Consider the following 15,243-nt stretch of genomic DNA (forward strand, 5'->3'; position numbering starts at 1 on the left):
GGGACCCTGTGGGAGAGTAGGACGCCGCCGAACAATCATTGTGGGAAAGCCCCGCACCAGTCATGGTGCGGGGCTTTTCTGCGTTTACGGCCAGGAGGCCGGGGCCGGAGCCAGGTGGCCCCGGTGCTTCACCAGTCGGCGGGATAGCTCTTCAGACCGTTCGTGTCGAGCGTCCAGCGGCCGGCCGTGACCGTGTCGCCGAAGGCGTACGGGACCTTCTTGCGGTACCGGAAGCCGTCCGGACCGTCCGACGGGTCGCTGTGTACCGTCACGGTCTTCTTGTCCTTGCGGGGGTCCACGACCACGTACAGCGGGACACCCATGCGCGGGTAGTCGTGGAGCTTGTCGCGGATGTCGGTGAGGGAGTTGGTGCGGGAGACGACCTCCACCACCATCAGGACGTCGCGGGAGTTGACGGCCTTTGCCGTGTCATCGATGTCTTCGTCCGCCATGACCAGGAGATCGGGGATTTTGGTCAGGCCGGTCACGGGGTCGGCCATGTTCGTGTCGCTGAGCGTAGCGGCGTCAGGTGTCTGTGCCTCGACCTGGCGGCGCAGCCGCATCACGTTGAGTCCGTGCGGAGCTGTCGGGCTCATCATCGTGAGGAAGATCTGACCGTCGGTGGTCTGAACCTTCCACTGGTCTTCGTGGTGTTCGGCCAGCTCCGCGAGCTGCTCCGCGAAGTCGTGCATGCGGCGCAACTGCTCGGGGGTGAAGTCGGCCATGTGTCCTCCCGGTGGGTGCCATGTCAGCGTATCCAGTCGGACAACCCCTACAGGCGGCCTGCCGCTTTCAGGGCGAGGTAGGTGTCCGCCAGGGACGGGGCCAGGGAATCCGGGGTGGCGTCGACCACGTGGACGCCGTGGCGGGAGAGCTGGTCCGCGGTGCGGCGGCGCTGGGACTGGGTCTGGGTCGCGGCGGCGGCCTCGTAGACCGCGTCCACGGAGCCGCGGGCGGCGGCCATCGACGCGATGTGGGGGTCGGCCACCGAGGCCAGGACGACCGTGTGGCGCTGGGTGAGGCGGGGGAGGAGCGGGAGCAGGCCCTCTTCCACGGGGGGCGCGTCCAGGCTCGTCAGCAGGACCACCAGGGAGCGGCGCGGGGCGCTGCGGAGGATCGTGGAGACCAGGGTGCGGGAGTCCGTCTCGACCAGTTCCGGTTCGAGGCCGGCCATCGTGTTCACGAAGGCCGGCAGGACGTCCGCGGCCGCGCGGCCCTGGACCAGGGCGCGGGTGCGGCGGTCGTGGGCCAGGAGGTCCACGCGGTCGCCCGCCCGGGTGGCCAGCGCGGCCAGCAGCAGGGCCGCGTCCATGGCGGAGTCCAGGCGGGGGGCGTCGCCGACGCGGCCGGCGGAGGTGCGGCCGGTGTCCAGGCAGATGAGGATGTGCCGGTCGCGTTCGGGGCGCCAGGTGCGGACGGCGACCTTGGGGCGGCGGGCGGTGGCCCGCCAGTCGATGGAGCGGGTGTCGTCGCCGGGGACGTAGTCGCGGAGGCTGTCGAACTCGGTGCCCTCACCGCGCGTCAGGACGCTGGTGCGGCCGTCGAGTTCGCGCAGCCGGGCGAGCCGGGACGGCAGGTGCTTGCGGCTGGTGAACGGCGGCAGGACGCGCACCGTCCAGGGGACGGTGTGGGAGCCCTGGCGGGCGAGGAGGCCCAGGGGCCCGTACGAGCGGATCGTGACGCGGGCCGCCCGGCGGTCGCCGCGCCGGGTGGGGCTCAGGCGGGTGGTGAGGCGGCGGCGTTCTCCGGCGGGGACGGTGAGGTCGTGGCGGGAGGCGGCCGTCTCGGTGTCCCGGGGCCAGCTGCTGGGGGGCCAGGCGTCGCGGACGCGGGCGCGGAGCGGTCGGGCGGCGGGGTTGGTGACGGTCAGGTGCACGTCGGCGGTCTCGCCGAGGCGGACCGCGGAGTCGCCCGAGCGGGTGAGCCGCAGGGTGCGGACGGGCGCGGCGAGGGCGTAGTCGACGGCGCAGGCCAGGCCGATGGTGCCGTTGACGGCGAGGAGGCCCGTCCAGCTCGGTTCGAGGAGGCCGACGGGCAGGCTGCCGAGGGCCGCCAGGAGGGCGGCGCGTCCGGTGAGGGCCATCAGCGGGGGACGGGGACGTGGGTGAGGATCGCCGAGATGACGGAGTCGGCGGTGACGCCCTCCATCTCGGCCTCCGGGCGGAGCTGGACGCGGTGGCGCAGGGTCGGCAGGGCGAGGGCCTTGACGTCGTCGGGGGTGACGTAGTCGCGGCCGGTGAGCCAGGCCCAGGCGCGGGAGGTGGCCAGCAGGGCGGTGGCGCCGCGCGGGGAGACGCCGAGGGTGAGGGACGGCGATTCGCGGGTGGCGCGGCAGAGGTCGACGACGTAGCCGGTGATCTCGGGGGAGACGGTGACGTGGCCGACGGCCTCGCGGGCGGCTTCGAGTTCCTTCGCGCCGGCGACCGGGCGGATGCCGGCGGCGTGCAGGTCGCGCGGGTTGAAGCCGGCGGCGTGCCGGGTCAGGACGCCGATCTCGTCCTCGCGGGAGGGGAGGGGCACGTTGAGCTTGAGGAGGAAGCGGTCCAGCTGGGCTTCGGGGAGCGGGTAGGTGCCCTCGTACTCGACGGGGTTCATCGTCGCGGCGACGAGGAAGGGCTCGGGGAGCTTGCGGGGGGTGCCGTCGACGGTGACCTGGCGCTCCTCCATGGCCTCCAGGAGGGAGGACTGGGTCTTGGGGGGCGTGCGGTTGATCTCGTCGGCGAGGAGCAGGTTGGTGAAGACGGGGCCGTCCTGGAAGGAGAACTCGGCGGTGCGGGCGTCGTAGACCAGAGAGCCCGTCACGTCACTGGGCATCAGGTCGGGGGTGAACTGGACGCGCTTGGTGTCGAGTTCGAGGGAGGCCGCGAGGGCGCGGACCAGGAGGGTCTTGGCGACGCCGGGGACGCCTTCGAGGAGGACGTGGCCGCGGCACAGGAGTGCGACGACGAGACCGGTGACGGCGGAGTCCTGGCCGACCACGGCCTTTCCGATCTCGGCGCGGAGCGCTTCCAGGGAGGAGCGGGCGCTGTCCGTGGTGGCCGTCATGAGGTGCGGACCTCTCTTTCGAGGGCGTCGAGGTGGTCGGCGAGCGCGACGAGTGCCGCGTCGTCGGCGGGAGTGGGGCCGAAGAGGAGGGTGGTGGCGTCGCGTCCGGCGGCGGGAGGCTCGGGCAGGCGGGCGGAGACGGCGGCGGCCAGGGCGGCCGGGTCGTGGGCCCGCGCGGGCGGTACGCCGACCAGTGCGGCGAGGCGTTCGCGGGCGGCGGCGCGCAGCACGGTGGCGGCGCGGTCGCGGGCGGCGGCCTTGCGGTAGAGGCGGGCGCGGCCCTCGGTGGTCTCGGAGGCGCGGATGGCGACGGGCAGGTCCTCGGTGACGAGGGGGCCGAGGCGGCGGGCGCGCCAGAGGGCGGCGGCCGCGGCGGCCGCGAAGAGCTGGAGCAGGGCCCAGTACCAGCCGGACGGGACGAGGTCGAGGAGGCTCTTCTCCTCGGCGGGGCCGTCGGCGGGCATGTCGGCGAGGGTCGGCAGGTACCAGACGAGTTCGGGGCGGGAGCCGAGGAGCTGGAGGGCGAGGGAGGCGTTGCCCTCCTCGGTGAGGCGCCGGTTGAGCAGGATGCGTTCGGAGCCGAGGAGGACGGTGTCGCCGCCCCGGGTGGTGCCGGGCAGGACGAGGACGGTGGGGTGGCCGTCGCTGGGGTAGCAGCCGGTCGCGCCGGGGACGTCGGTGGTGTAGCGGAGGCCGTCGCCGGTGGCGGTGCGGCCGGCGGCGGTGGCGGCCGGGAGGGTGCAGCCGGGGTCGAGGTCGCGCCGGTGGGCGAAGTTGCTGGTGCGGACGGCGGGGGCCAGCTCGGCGAGGGCGGGGCCGGTGGGGGCGACGAGGACGGTGCGGCCGCCGGAGAGGTCGATGGCGGAGCGGATCGCGCGGCGCTGGGGTGCGCCGAGGAGGTCGGGGTCGGTGACGAGGAGGGTGGTGCCGGGGCCGGCCGCGGCGGCGGCCTCGTCGGCGTTGGTGACGACGCGGGTGGTGACGCCGCGCTGCTTGAGGAGCTGGGCGAGGGCGCGGCTGCCTTCGCGGTCGGCGGAGCGGGGGTCGAGGCGGCCGTGGGGGTCGCCGGCCTGGAGCCCGGCGAGGGCGACGGCGGCGACGAGGAGCACGGCGAGGCCGAGCAGCGGCCCGCGGGCCCGGCGCCAGAGCTGGCCGGGGGTGAGCGCGACGGAGGTACCGGCCCGGCCGGTCCGGCGCGGGGCGGGGGCGCCGGGGGCGTCCGGGGTGTGGGCGGGGGCCGGGGTGCCGGGGCTGCCGGCGTGCGGGGTGGTGTCCGGCGCGTCCGTGCGGCCGGAGGGCGCGGTGCGGCCGGGCTCGGGGCCGACCGGGCCGGTGCGGGCGGGGGCGGTGTCCTCGGCGGGGGCGTCCGGGGTGTGGGCGGCGGCGGCCGGGGGCGGCGTGCCGGGGCCGGGGGTGCCGTTGGTGGGGTTCTGGGGGCCGGTCATGGGGTGGGGTCCGTCAGGATCGGCCTGGTGCGCTCCAGGGTGAGGTCGAGGGTGCGCAGGCGGGCGTAGGTGTCGGGGTCGGCGGTGCGGCCGCCGTAGGTGACGTCGTCGAAGGTGCGGGCGGCCGCGCGGAGCTCGTCGGCGTGGCCGGGGAGGGAGCGTGCGGCTTCGGCGGCGGCCTCGTCGGCGGTGCGGCCGGGGCGGGGGTCGAGGAGGGTGCGTTCCTCCAGGGAGCGGACGACGGCCCGCATGCGTTCGCGGACGGCTTCGTTCCAGCGGCCGGCGGCGGCGTGGGCGTCGGCGGCCGCGCGGTGGTCGGCGGCGCTGCGGGGGCCGTCGTCGAAGAGGGTGCCGGCGCTGCGGGCGGTGCGGTGGGGGGTGCCCAGGCGCCACCACAGGGCGGCGGCGGCCAGGACGACGACGAGGGCGATGGCGATCAGGCCGACGGTGCCGCCCGGGGTGGCCCCGGAGGCGCGGTCGAAGAACTCGCCCAGCCACTCCCAGAAGCGGTCCAGGGCGCGCTGGAGGAGCCCCGGCTCGTCCTGGTGGTAGATGGGCTTGGCCAGCTCGCGTTCGGCCGCCTCGCGGGCGGCCTCGCGTCCGATGGTCAGTGGCGGTGTGTCGCCGCCGGCGATGGTGATGAGTCCCCCCGTGCTCATGCGGCGCGTCAGCCTCCGGTGGGGGCGGTGGTTCCGGTGGTGCCGTAGCCCTCGACGCCGGCGGCGCGGGCGAGCTCCAGGTCGAGGGCCTCGCGGCGGATGCGCTGGTCGACGTAGAGGAGGGTGGTGACGCCCGTCTGCATCGGGGCGGTGACCGTGGCGCCGACGACGGCGCCGATGCCGGTGATGATCAGGACGGTCCAGTCGCGGGCGCCCGAGCCGTCGATGAGGCTGCTGAAGCCGTTGGGTGCCAGGAGCCCGGCGAGCCCGGCGAAGGGCATGACGATCACGCCGGAGGTGATGGTCCGCATGATCCAGGTGAGCAGGCTGATGCCGAAGACCCGCCACCAGGCGCCCTTGACCAGCTTGGCGGAGCGCTTGAGGGCCGCGACCGGCGTGCCGCGTTCGAGCATCAGCGCGGGCGGGGCCAGCGCGAAGGTCACGTAGAACCAGGCCAGCAGCACGATCGAGACGAGCATGCCGAGGGCGGTCAGGGAGGCGCTGCCGAGGAGGATGCCGGGCAGGACCGGGAGCATGCCGGCGGCGAGGGAGCCGAGCAGGAGCAGGCCGGTGAGGCCGAGCATGCGCGGGGCCAGGGGGCGTACGGCCTTGAGGGTGTCGCCGGGGGTGGAGGCCTGGCCGAGGACGGCGCGGCTGACGACGGGGGCCAGCAGCGCGGTGAGCAGGACCAGCCCGAGGATCTCCAGGTAGTACTCGAAGCCGTAGAGGGGCCCGATGTCGCGCAGGGAGCGGAGGGTCTCCGCCGGGTCGGCGGACGATCCGGGGTCGGGGACCGTGACGCTGTCCAGGGTGAGGCGCTGGACGGCGAGGAGCGCGATCTGCGACAGGGCGGCGATGACGAGGCTGACGGAGAGCACGGAACGCCAGTGGCCGCGCAGGGTGGCGACGGCGCCGTCCAGTATCTCGCCGAGGGCCAGGGGGCGCAGCGGGATCACGCCCGGCTTGGAGGCGGGCGGCGGGCCGCCCCAGCCGCCGCCGGGGTTGCCGTAGGCGTACGGGGCGGCGGGCTGCTGTCCGGGCGGGGTCGGGTACGAGCCCCAGCCGGCGCCCTGCTGCGGCCGGCGCGGCGGGGTCTGGCCGGCGGCGGGGCTGCTCCACTGTCCGGGCGGCGGCTGCTCGGCGGACCACTTGGACGGGGCGGAGCCGTCCGCGGGCGGCTGCTGAGCGGCGTCGGGGCCCTGGCCGTCGGACGGGGATCCGGGCGCGGCCCAGCCCGGAGAGTCGTTCATCGTCGCTCCTTCACGTGCACCTGCCGTGGCGGGCGCGCTGGTCGGCTGTCATCGTGCCATGGGGAGGCCCGGGAATGACCGGCCGTCCCCCTGGATCCCGGTCCGCTCGTCCCTTCAATTGTCGCGCGGATCCGGGGCAGACTGGTCGTCCTGATCACCACGCAGGTCCGAGGGGCGATTTCCAGCCCTTTTGGCTGTGGGACAGCTCACCGCCAGGTAACGATTAGCTAATGGGATGATGTCAACCATGAAGGGACGCGTCCTCGTCGTCGACGACGACACCGCGCTGGCCGAGATGCTCGGCATTGTGCTGCGTGGAGAAGGTTTTGAGCCGTCGTTCGTAGCGGACGGTGACAAGGCACTGGCTGCCTTCCGGGAGGCCAAGCCGGACCTGGTGCTGCTCGATCTCATGCTGCCCGGGCGGGACGGCATAGAGGTCTGCAGGCTGATCCGTGCCGAGTCGGGCGTGCCGATCGTCATGCTCACCGCCAAGAGCGACACGGTGGACGTGGTGGTGGGCCTGGAGTCCGGTGCCGACGACTACATCGTCAAGCCGTTCAAGCCGAAGGAGCTGGTGGCCCGCATCCGGGCGCGCCTGCGCCGCTCGGAGGAGCCCGCGCCCGAGCAGCTGGTCATCGGTGACCTGGTCATCGACGTGGCCGGGCACTCGGTCAAGCGCGACGGCGCCTCCATCGCCCTGACCCCGCTCGAGTTCGACCTGCTGGTCGCCCTCGCGCGCAAGCCCTGGCAGGTGTTCACCCGCGAGGTGCTGCTGGAGCAGGTCTGGGGCTACCGGCACGCGGCGGACACCCGTCTGGTGAACGTGCACGTGCAGCGGCTGCGCTCGAAGGTCGAGAAGGATCCCGAGCGCCCCGAGATCGTCGTGACGGTGCGCGGTGTCGGCTACAAGGCCGGACCCAGCTGACGTGCAGTCCGGCAAGGCCCGGAGCGGCTCCCGCCGGGGAGCCCTGCGGGGCGGCCGGCAGCTCCGTCAGATGGCCGACGGAGCGCCGGGCGGCCCCCTGCTGCGGCTGTGCGCGCGCCTCGTGCGCCGGCCGCTGCTTCCGGCTGTCCGCATATGGCGGCGCAACATCCAGCTCCGGGTGGTCGCCGCCACCCTCCTGATGTCGCTGGCCGTGGTCCTCGCGCTCGGCTTCGTCGTCATCGCCCAGGTCAGCAAGGGCCTCCTCGACGCCAAGGAGGAGGCGGCGCAGAGCCAGGCCGCGGGAGGGTTCGCGGTCGCACAGGAGAAGGCCAACACCCCCTCCGCCTCGGACGGGGCCGACGCCGCCGACAACAAGGTCGGCCGCGACGCCAGCACCTGGATGAACTCGCTCGTCAAGCAGCTCGCCAGCGGCGGCCAGACCGCCTTCGAGGTGGCCGCGCTCGGCGCGGGCACCGGGGAGCAGGCCCCGACCAGCCAGGGCGTCAAGGGCGCCCGCGCCTCCGGGAACGTCGACCCGACCGCGAGCGTCCCGCTGGAGCTGCGCAAGGCCGTCAACCACAACACCGGCACCTTCAAGACGTTCTCGCAGATCCGGTACACCGCCGGGACGGGCAAGCACCCGGAGCCGGCGCTGGTCGTCGGCAAGCGGCTCACCGACATCAACGGCGACCCGTACGACCTGTACTACCTCTTCCCGCTCACCCAGGAGGAGGAGTCCCTCAACCTGGTCAAGAGCACCATCGCCACCGCCGGGCTGTTCGTCGTCGTGCTGCTCAGCGCCATCGCCTGGCTCGTGGTGCGGCAGATCGTCACCCCCGTCCGGATGGCCGCCGGGATCGCCGAGCGGCTCTCCGCCGGACGGCTCCAGGAGCGGATGAAGGTCACCGGCGAGGACGACATCGCCCGCCTGGGCGAGGCCTTCAACAAGATGGCCCAGAACCTCCAGAACAAGATCCAGCAGCTGGAGGAGCTGTCCCGGATGCAGCGCCGGTTCGTCTCCGACGTCTCGCACGAGCTGCGCACCCCGCTGACGACCGTCCGCATGGCCGCCGACGTCATCCACGACGCCCGCGTCGACTTCGACCCGATCACCGCGCGCTCGGCCGAGCTCCTCGCCGGCCAGCTCGACCGGTTCGAGTCGCTCCTCGCCGACCTGCTGGAGATCAGCCGCTTCGACGCCGGCGCCGCCGACCTCCAGGCCGAGCCCATCGACCTGCGGGACGTCGTGCGCCGCGTCATCGACGGCGCCGAACCGCTCGCCGAGCACAAGGGCACCCGGATCCGGGTCCTCGGCGACACCCAGCCCGTCATCGCCGAGGCCGACCCCCGGCGCGTCGAGCGGGTGCTGCGCAACCTCGTCGTCAACGCCGTCGAGCACGGCGAGGGCCGCGACGTCGTGGTCCGCCTGGCCTCGGCCGGCGGGGCCGTCGCCGTCGCCGTCCGCGACTACGGCGTCGGGCTCAAGCCCGGCGAGGCCACCCGCGTCTTCAACCGCTTCTGGCGGGCCGACCCGGCCCGGGCGCGCACCACCGGCGGTACGGGCCTGGGCCTGTCCATCGCCGTCGAGGACGCCCGGCTGCACGGAGGCTGGCTCCAGGCCTGGGGCGAGCCCGGCGGCGGCTCCCAGTTCCGCCTGACCCTGCCCCGTACCGCCGACGAGCCGCTGCGCGGATCGCCGATCCCGCTGGAGCCCGAGGACTCCCGGTCCAACCGGGCCAGGGCCGCCGCCGAGGCCGCCGGCCGCGCGGGCGGCGCCGGCGGGTCCGGCACGCACCCCGACGGGCGCGCCGAGCGCGCGGACCGCGACCCGATACCGCCCCGGCCGGCGGTCACCACCGCCCTGCCGGTGCCCGCCGACCCGACGGCGCTGCCCGGCAACGGCGCCCGCGTCGTGGCCCGGCCGGCCGACCAGGGCCCAGCACAGGAGGATGGAACCGGTGGAGGACGCTGAGCGCCGCGGGCGGGCACGGCCGGCCCCGCTGAGGGGCGCCCGCGCGCTCCTGGCCCTGGGGGCCGCCGGGCTGCTCCTCGCCGGCTGCGCCTCCATGCCCGACCGCGGTGAGATCCGCCGGGTGGAGGCCTCCCAGGGGGTGGACTCGCAGGTCCGGGTCTTCGGCGTGCCCCCGGCCGACAAGGCCAGCCCGGCGGAGATCGTCGACGGCTTCCTGGAGGCCATGACCAGCGACGACCCGCAGCTGGCCACCGCCCGCAAGTACCTCACCGAGGACGCCGCCAAGAGCTGGAAGCCCTCCTCGGCCGTCACCGTGCTCTCCGCGGGCCTCGACCGGGTCCCGGTCCAGGGCGAGAAGGACCCCGACGGGCCCCGCTGGAAGGTCACCGGCAAGAAGCTCGCCACCGTCGACGAGCGCAGCGCCTACCAGCCGGAGACGGGCGGCAGCCGCTACGAGGAGTACCTCCAGCTGGTGCAGTTCAAGGGGCAGTGGCGGATCGCCACCCCGCCCAGCAGCCTCGTGCTCAGCGAGTCCGACTTCCAGCGCATCTACAAGCCCGTCAACAAGTACTACTTCGCGGGCGGCACGCTCGTCGCCGACCCGGTCTACGTGCGCCAGCGCAGCGACCCCGACACGCGGATGGACCCCACCACCCTGACCGTGCAGTCGCTGCTGGCCGGCCCCTCCAAGTGGCTCGGCCCCGTCGCCTCCACCGCGTTTCCGACCGGCACCGAACTGCGCGAGGGCACCAAGTCCCTGGCGTACGACGGCCAGAACACCCTGCGGGTCCCGCTCAACCAGGTCGCCGAGAACGCCGCGCAGCCGCAGTGCCAGAAGATGGCCACGCAACTCCTGTACACCGTCCGGGACCTGACGGCCTCCCGGCTGGACCGGGTCGAGGTGCTGCGTTCCGACGGCAAGTCCTCGCTGTGCTGGGTGACCGCCTCGAACGCGGCCAGCCTCGCCAACCGGCCGCTGCCGCCGCAGCACCAGTACTACGTGGACAAGGACGGCCGGCTCGTGCGGATGGTCCTCAACGCGGGCGCGGACGAGCAGCAGCAGGACAAGCCGGAGCCGGCCCCCGGGCCGCTGGCCACCGCCGCCGGGTTCAAGGTGGGCTCGGCGGCCGTCACCTACGACGAGAAGCGGGCCGCGGTCGTCTCCGACGACGGGCACGGGCTGTACGTGGTCACGCTGACGACCGCCGGACCGATGCCGCAGGCGCTGCTGACCAGCAAGAGCGGCAAGCTCACCGCGCCCAGCTGGGACGCCCGGGGCGACCTGTGGATCGCCGACCTGGACCCGCAGAGCCAGGGCCTGTGGCGGGTGCCGGGCGGGACCGGGACCCCGCAGAAGGTGGACGTCTCCGGCCTGGACGGGGCGAAGATCAGCGGGCTGAAGGCCTCCGCCGACGGGGTGCGCATCGCGCTGCTCGTCGAGCGGGACGGCGGGCGCAAGAACCTCTACATCGGGCGGATCGAGCGGCCCGAGGGCAAGGGGGACACCTCGCAGGTGTCGGTGCGCGAGCTGCGCCCGGCCGCGCCGCAGATGGCGGAGGTGACGGCGATGAGCTGGGCGCCGCGCGGCCGGCTGCTGGTGGTGGGCCGTGAGAGCGGCGGCGTCGACCAGGCCCGCTACATGCTGGCCGACGGGTCGATGGTCGCGGCGAGCCTGCCCGGGGCGACGGGGCTGAGCGCGATCGCCGCCTCCGAGGACGAGTCGAAGCCGGTGGTGGCCTCCTCCACGGAGGACGGCATCGTGTGGCTGCCGCCGGGCGCGCAGTGGCGTACGGCGGCCGCGGGCGGCCGGGCGCCGGTGTACCCGGGCTGAGCCCGGGGTTTTCCACAGGGGTCGCGCCCCGCGCGGGCGGCGGGCAGGGTGGAACCGTGCGGGGATGGTGGCGGGAGGCGGCGGGGCTGGTCCTGCCCGCCGGCTGCGCGGGCTGCGGGGCGGCGCGCTCGCTGCTGTGCGGGGACTGTCGTGTGGTCCTGGGCGGCGCGGGCGCGGGACGGGTGTGCCCGGCGGCGCGGGGGGCCGGTCCGGCGGGGCTGCCGCCGGTGTACGCGGCGGCCCGGTACGAGGGGCCGGTGCGGGCGGTCGTGCTGGCCCACAAGGAACGGGGGGCCCTGCCGCTGGCCGGACCGCTGGGCGGCGCCCTCGCGGCGGCGGTGGCGGCGGCCCGCGCGGGCGGGGCCGGGGCGGAGGCGGGGGAGCTGGCGCTGGTCCCCGTACCGTCGGCGCGGCGGACGCTGCGGGCGCGCGGGCACGATCCGGCGCGCAGGGTCGCGCTGGCCGCGTCCCGGCGGCTGCGCGCGGCCGGGGAGCCCGCGCGGGTGGCGCCCGTGCTGCGGCTGCGGAGGCAGGTCGCGGACCAGGCGGGGCTGGGGGCCCGGGAGCGGCGGGAGAACCTGGCCGGGGCCCTGGAGGTGCGCCCGGGCGGGATGCGCCTGGTGGCCGGGGCGCGGATCGTGGTGGTGGACGACGTGGTGACGACCGGGGCCACCCTCGCGGAGGCGGCCCGGGCGCTGCGCGCGGCGGGGCTGTGGGCGGACGCGGCGGCCGTGGTGGCGGCGCCGGCGGGTTCGTTCACCCGGGCCTGATGCTAGAGCGCCGGTGGACAACTCGTACAGAGCAAAAATCTTGTGAATAGATTTGGAACTGCTGGGGAATGCGCATCGTTGCAGGTAGTAAGAGGGACCAACCCCCTGGACGGAGGAAGGTTCCGGTAGCGGGTGCCGACAACCGCCATTGAGAGATATGTTCGGTTGTGAGGAACTGGCGATCCTTGGGCCCCTGGTATCGGAGCGCCGGTCCGCCCGTTTTGGAATCTTCGTGTCAGAGGGTGTCTCTCTACTCCGAAGTCGGTGGGATGTAGATCTTGCCGATGGGGGAGGAGGAGGTGAAAGTCGCCAAGTCCGAGGCTCCGGTGTTCACCGGAGCCTGGTGCGAAAGGGAGACGCTTCGCCGCTCGTGGTGAAGGTCTCCGGGAACGGAGTTCTGCGTGGACATCGTCGTCAAGGGCCGCAAGACCGAGGTGCCCGAGCGGTTCCGCAAGCACGTGGCCGAGAAGCTGAATCCCGAGCGGATCCAGAAGCTCGACGCCAAGGTGATCAGCTTGGACGTCGAGGTGTCCAAGGAGCACAACCCGCGCCAGGCCGACCGTTCCGACCGCGTGGAGATCACCCTGCGTTCGCGGGGCCCGGTGATCCGCGCCGAGGCCGCCGCCGGCGACCCCTACGCGGCCCTCGACCTGGCTCAGGACAAGCTGGAGGCCCGGCTGCGCAAGCAGCACGACAAGCGCTACACCCGCCGCGGCTCCGGACGGCTCTCGGCGGCCGAGGTCGCCGACAGCGTGCCGGGCGTCGCGACGCTCAACGGCAACGGGCAGCCGGTCGGTGAGGAGATCGAGGACGGAATTCCGACCACCCGGATCGGATCCCTCGAAGTGCAGGGCGAAGGCCCCCTGATCGTCCGCGAGAAGACCCACTCGGCCCGGCCCATGTCGCTCGACCAGGCGCTCTACGAAATGGAACTGGTCGGCCACGACTTCTATCTGTTCGTCGACTCCGAGACCAAGATGCCGAGCGTCGTCTACCGGCGCCACGCCTACGACTACGGCGTGATCCACGTGGACCCCGACGGGGCGTCCAGCTCGGAGGAGTCGGCCGTCGGCGGTGCCGGCGGCGCGCTCGGAGGCTGACCATCGATCCGTCGCCCCTGCGGAAGCACTGTTTCCGCAGGGGCACCTGTATGACGCGTATGAGCCAAAGGGATTCCGCCAGACCCGCGTCGGGCGGTGCGGGCATGGAATCATGGCGGGCAGTCAACCGGCGGCCGCCCCCGCCGGATTGGCCCAGCAGCTCGGTACATGCAGGGGGAGGAACGATGGCGGACAGCTTCGGGCCGGTGCGCGGTGACGACGGAGCCGACTGCCGTGCGGCGCGGGCGGGGGACCCGGCGCGGGCCGGGGAGCCCGCCGGGGAACCCATCAGGGTGCTCGTGGTCGACGACCACGCCCTCTTCCGGCGCGGGCTGGAGATCGTCCTCGCGCAGGAGGAGGACATCCAGGTCGTCGGTGAGGCCGGGGACGGCGCGGAGGCCGTGGACAAGGCCGCCGACCTGCTTCCGGACATCGTGCTGATGGACGTGCGGATGCCGCGGCGCGGCGGGATCGAGGCCTGCACCTCGATCAAGGAGGTCGCCCCCTCCGCGAAGATCATCATGCTGACGATCAGCGACGAGGAGGCCGACCTCTACGACGCGATCAAGGCGGGCGCGACGGGCTACCTGCTCAAGGAGATCTCCACGGACGAGGTCGCCACCGCGATCCGCGCCGTCGCGGACGGGCAGTCGCAGATCAGCCCCTCGATGGCGTCGAAGCTGCTGACCGAGTTCAAGTCGATGATCCAGCGGACCGACGAGCGCCGGCTGGTGCCGGCGCCCCGGCTGACCGACCGGGAGCTGGAGGTCCTCAAGCTGGTGGCGACCGGGATGAACAACCGGGACATCGCCAAGCAGCTGTTCATCTCCGAGAACACCGTGAAGAACCACGTCCGCAACATCCTGGAGAAGCTCCAGCTGCACTCGCGGATGGAAGCCGTGGTGTACGCGATGCGCGAGAAGATCCTGGAGATCCGTTAGCCAGGCGTGCGGCCCCGCCCGCCGGCGGGGCCCGCGGTCAGGTGAGCCGGGCCAGCTCGGCCGTCACCGCGGCCGCCTCGGCGGCGTCCCGGGCCCGGTCCACGCGCACGGCGTCGCAGCCCACCCACTCCGCCGCCTCCTGCAGCGCGAGCGCCATCGCGCCGGCCGCCTTCGGGGTGGTGAGGGAGAGCTGACGGGCCACCAGCGTGCGCCCCTCGCGGCCCGGGTCGACGCGGCCCTGGAGCCGGCCCCCGGCCAGCAGCGGCATCGCGAAGTACCCGTGTATCCGCTTCGGCTTGGGGACGTACGCCTCCAGCCGGTGCGTGAAGCCGAAGATCCGCTCGGTGCGGGGGCGGTCCCACACGAGGGAGTCGAACGGGGACAGCAGCGTGGTGCGGTGCCGGCCGCGCGGCGGCGACGCCAGTGCCTCCGGGTGCGCCCAGGCCGGCTTGTCCCATCCCTCCACCGACACCGGGACCAGCCCGGAGTCGGCGACCACCGCGTCGAACTCCTCGCCCTTGAGGCGGTGGTAGTCGGCGATGTCGGCCCGGGTGCCCACCCCGAGGGAGCGTCCGGCCAGCGCGACCAGGCGGCGCAGGCACTCGCGGTCGTCGAGGTCGTCGTGGAACAGGGCGTCGGGCACGGCCCGCTCGGCCAGGTCGTAGACCCGCTTCCAGCCGCGCCGCTCGGTGCAGACCACCTCGCCGGTGTCGAGCAGCCACTCCACCGCGATCTTGGTCTCGGACCACTCGAACCACTCTCCGCCGTTCTTGGCGCCGCCCAGCTCGGAGGAGGTCAGCGGGCCCTCGGCGCGCAGCCGGTCCAGGACGCCCCGCGTAGAGCGCTCCTTGTCCCGCAGCACGTGCCAGCGGTGGCCGCGGTCCCTGCGGGCGCGGCGGCGGAACGCGAAGTGCGGCCACTCCTCGATGGGCAGGACGCACGCCGCGTGCGACCAGTACTCGAAGGCGTGGCCGTCCGACCAGTACGCCTGCTCCACGGCGTCCCGGCCGACCGCGCCGAGCCGGGCGTACGGGATCAGCTCGTGCGACCGGGCCAGGACCGAGATGGTGTCCAGCTGGACGGCGCCCAGGTGCCGCAGCACCCCGCGCACACCGGCCCGGCGGTCGGGCGCGCCGAGGAAGCCCTGCGCGCGCAGCGCGATCCGGCGGGCCTCGTCGGCGGACAGGGAGGGGAGGGTCATCCCGCGAGCCTAGGGCCTGTCGTCAAACTCCCGTCGTCGCCCGAAGGGCGGCCCCGCGGCGTCTGGTGCGTGCTCTCGGTGTGCCGGGCGGAAGCCCGCGTACT

13 protein-coding genes are annotated in these 15,243 nt (G+C 74.1%); 6 read left to right on the forward strand and 7 right to left on the reverse strand.

Annotated elements, in window-relative coordinates; genetic code table 11:
• Positions 1-128: 128 nt before the first annotated feature.
• The 6 genes from AB0O29_RS30340 to AB0O29_RS30365 are packed head-to-tail and all read right to left on the reverse strand — an operon-like array spanning position 129 to position 6,399.
• Positions 129-725 (reverse strand): Uma2 family endonuclease, encoded by a 597-nt coding sequence (locus tag AB0O29_RS30340; protein ID WP_365157877.1) that lies wholly within the window; start codon positions 723-725, stop codon positions 129-131.
• 47 nt (positions 726-772) lie between these two features.
• Positions 773-2,083 (reverse strand): DUF58 domain-containing protein, encoded by a 1,311-nt coding sequence (locus AB0O29_RS30345; RefSeq protein WP_365157879.1) that lies wholly within the window; start codon positions 2,081-2,083, stop codon positions 773-775.
• Positions 2,083-3,045, reverse strand: a complete 963-nt coding sequence (locus tag AB0O29_RS30350) for a MoxR family ATPase (protein ID WP_365157882.1) — start codon at positions 3,043-3,045, stop codon at positions 2,083-2,085. Before AB0O29_RS30350 ends, AB0O29_RS30345 begins: the two co-directional genes overlap by 1 nt.
• A complete protein-coding gene (locus AB0O29_RS30355; protein WP_365157885.1) occupies positions 3,042-4,490 on the reverse strand; it encodes a DUF4350 domain-containing protein in 1,449 nt (482 codons plus the stop codon). The genes AB0O29_RS30350 and AB0O29_RS30355 overlap by 4 nt, the downstream gene beginning before the upstream one ends.
• Positions 4,487-5,149 carry a DUF4129 domain-containing protein gene (locus tag AB0O29_RS30360; protein WP_365157888.1) on the reverse strand — a complete coding sequence of 221 codons (663 nt, stop codon included), beginning with the start codon at positions 5,147-5,149 and terminating at the stop codon, positions 4,487-4,489. The genes AB0O29_RS30355 and AB0O29_RS30360 overlap by 4 nt, the downstream gene beginning before the upstream one ends.
• 8 nt (positions 5,150-5,157) lie before the next feature.
• A complete protein-coding gene (locus tag AB0O29_RS30365) occupies positions 5,158-6,399 on the reverse strand; it encodes a hypothetical protein (protein ID WP_365157891.1) in 1,242 nt (413 codons plus the stop codon).
• Between the two features lie 235 nt (positions 6,400-6,634).
• Between AB0O29_RS30365 and mtrA the strand changes: the two genes are divergently transcribed.
• The 6 genes from mtrA to AB0O29_RS30395 all read left to right on the forward strand — a co-directional run bounded on the left by mtrA (position 6,635) and on the right by AB0O29_RS30395 (position 13,938).
• Positions 6,635-7,324, forward strand: a complete 690-nt coding sequence (gene mtrA / locus AB0O29_RS30370) for a two-component system response regulator MtrA (protein WP_007264442.1) — start codon at positions 6,635-6,637, stop codon at positions 7,322-7,324.
• 70 nt (positions 7,325-7,394) lie between these two features.
• Positions 7,395-9,296 (forward strand): MtrAB system histidine kinase MtrB, encoded by a 1,902-nt coding sequence (mtrB, locus tag AB0O29_RS30375; protein ID WP_365157909.1) that lies wholly within the window; start codon positions 7,395-7,397, stop codon positions 9,294-9,296.
• Entirely contained in the window at positions 9,274-11,127 is a 1,854-nt protein-coding gene (locus tag AB0O29_RS30380; RefSeq protein WP_365157894.1) for an LpqB family beta-propeller domain-containing protein, read from the forward strand. The genes mtrB and AB0O29_RS30380 overlap by 23 nt, the downstream gene beginning before the upstream one ends.
• Positions 11,128-11,183: 56 nt before the next feature.
• Positions 11,184-11,897, forward strand: a complete 714-nt coding sequence (locus AB0O29_RS30385) for a phosphoribosyltransferase family protein (RefSeq protein ID WP_365157897.1) — start codon at positions 11,184-11,186, stop codon at positions 11,895-11,897.
• 401 nt (positions 11,898-12,298) lie between these two features.
• Positions 12,299-12,997 (forward strand): ribosome-associated translation inhibitor RaiA, encoded by a 699-nt coding sequence (raiA, locus tag AB0O29_RS30390; RefSeq protein WP_365157900.1) that lies wholly within the window; start codon positions 12,299-12,301, stop codon positions 12,995-12,997.
• A gap of 185 nt (positions 12,998-13,182) precedes the next feature.
• Complete coding sequence (locus AB0O29_RS30395) at positions 13,183-13,938, forward strand: response regulator transcription factor (RefSeq protein ID WP_365157903.1); 756 nt, start codon at positions 13,183-13,185, stop codon at positions 13,936-13,938.
• Between the two features lie 37 nt (positions 13,939-13,975).
• On the opposite strand, the gene AB0O29_RS30400 is transcribed toward AB0O29_RS30395, so the two are convergent.
• Positions 13,976-15,139: a crosslink repair DNA glycosylase YcaQ family protein gene (locus AB0O29_RS30400; protein ID WP_365157906.1), complete on the reverse strand. Its 1,164-nt coding sequence runs from the start codon at positions 15,137-15,139 to the stop codon at positions 13,976-13,978.
• Positions 15,140-15,243: the final 104 nt, after the last annotated feature.

This window comes from Streptomyces sp. NPDC089915, from assembly GCF_040684675.1.
GTDB lineage: Bacteria > Actinomycetota > Actinomycetes > Streptomycetales > Streptomycetaceae > Streptomyces.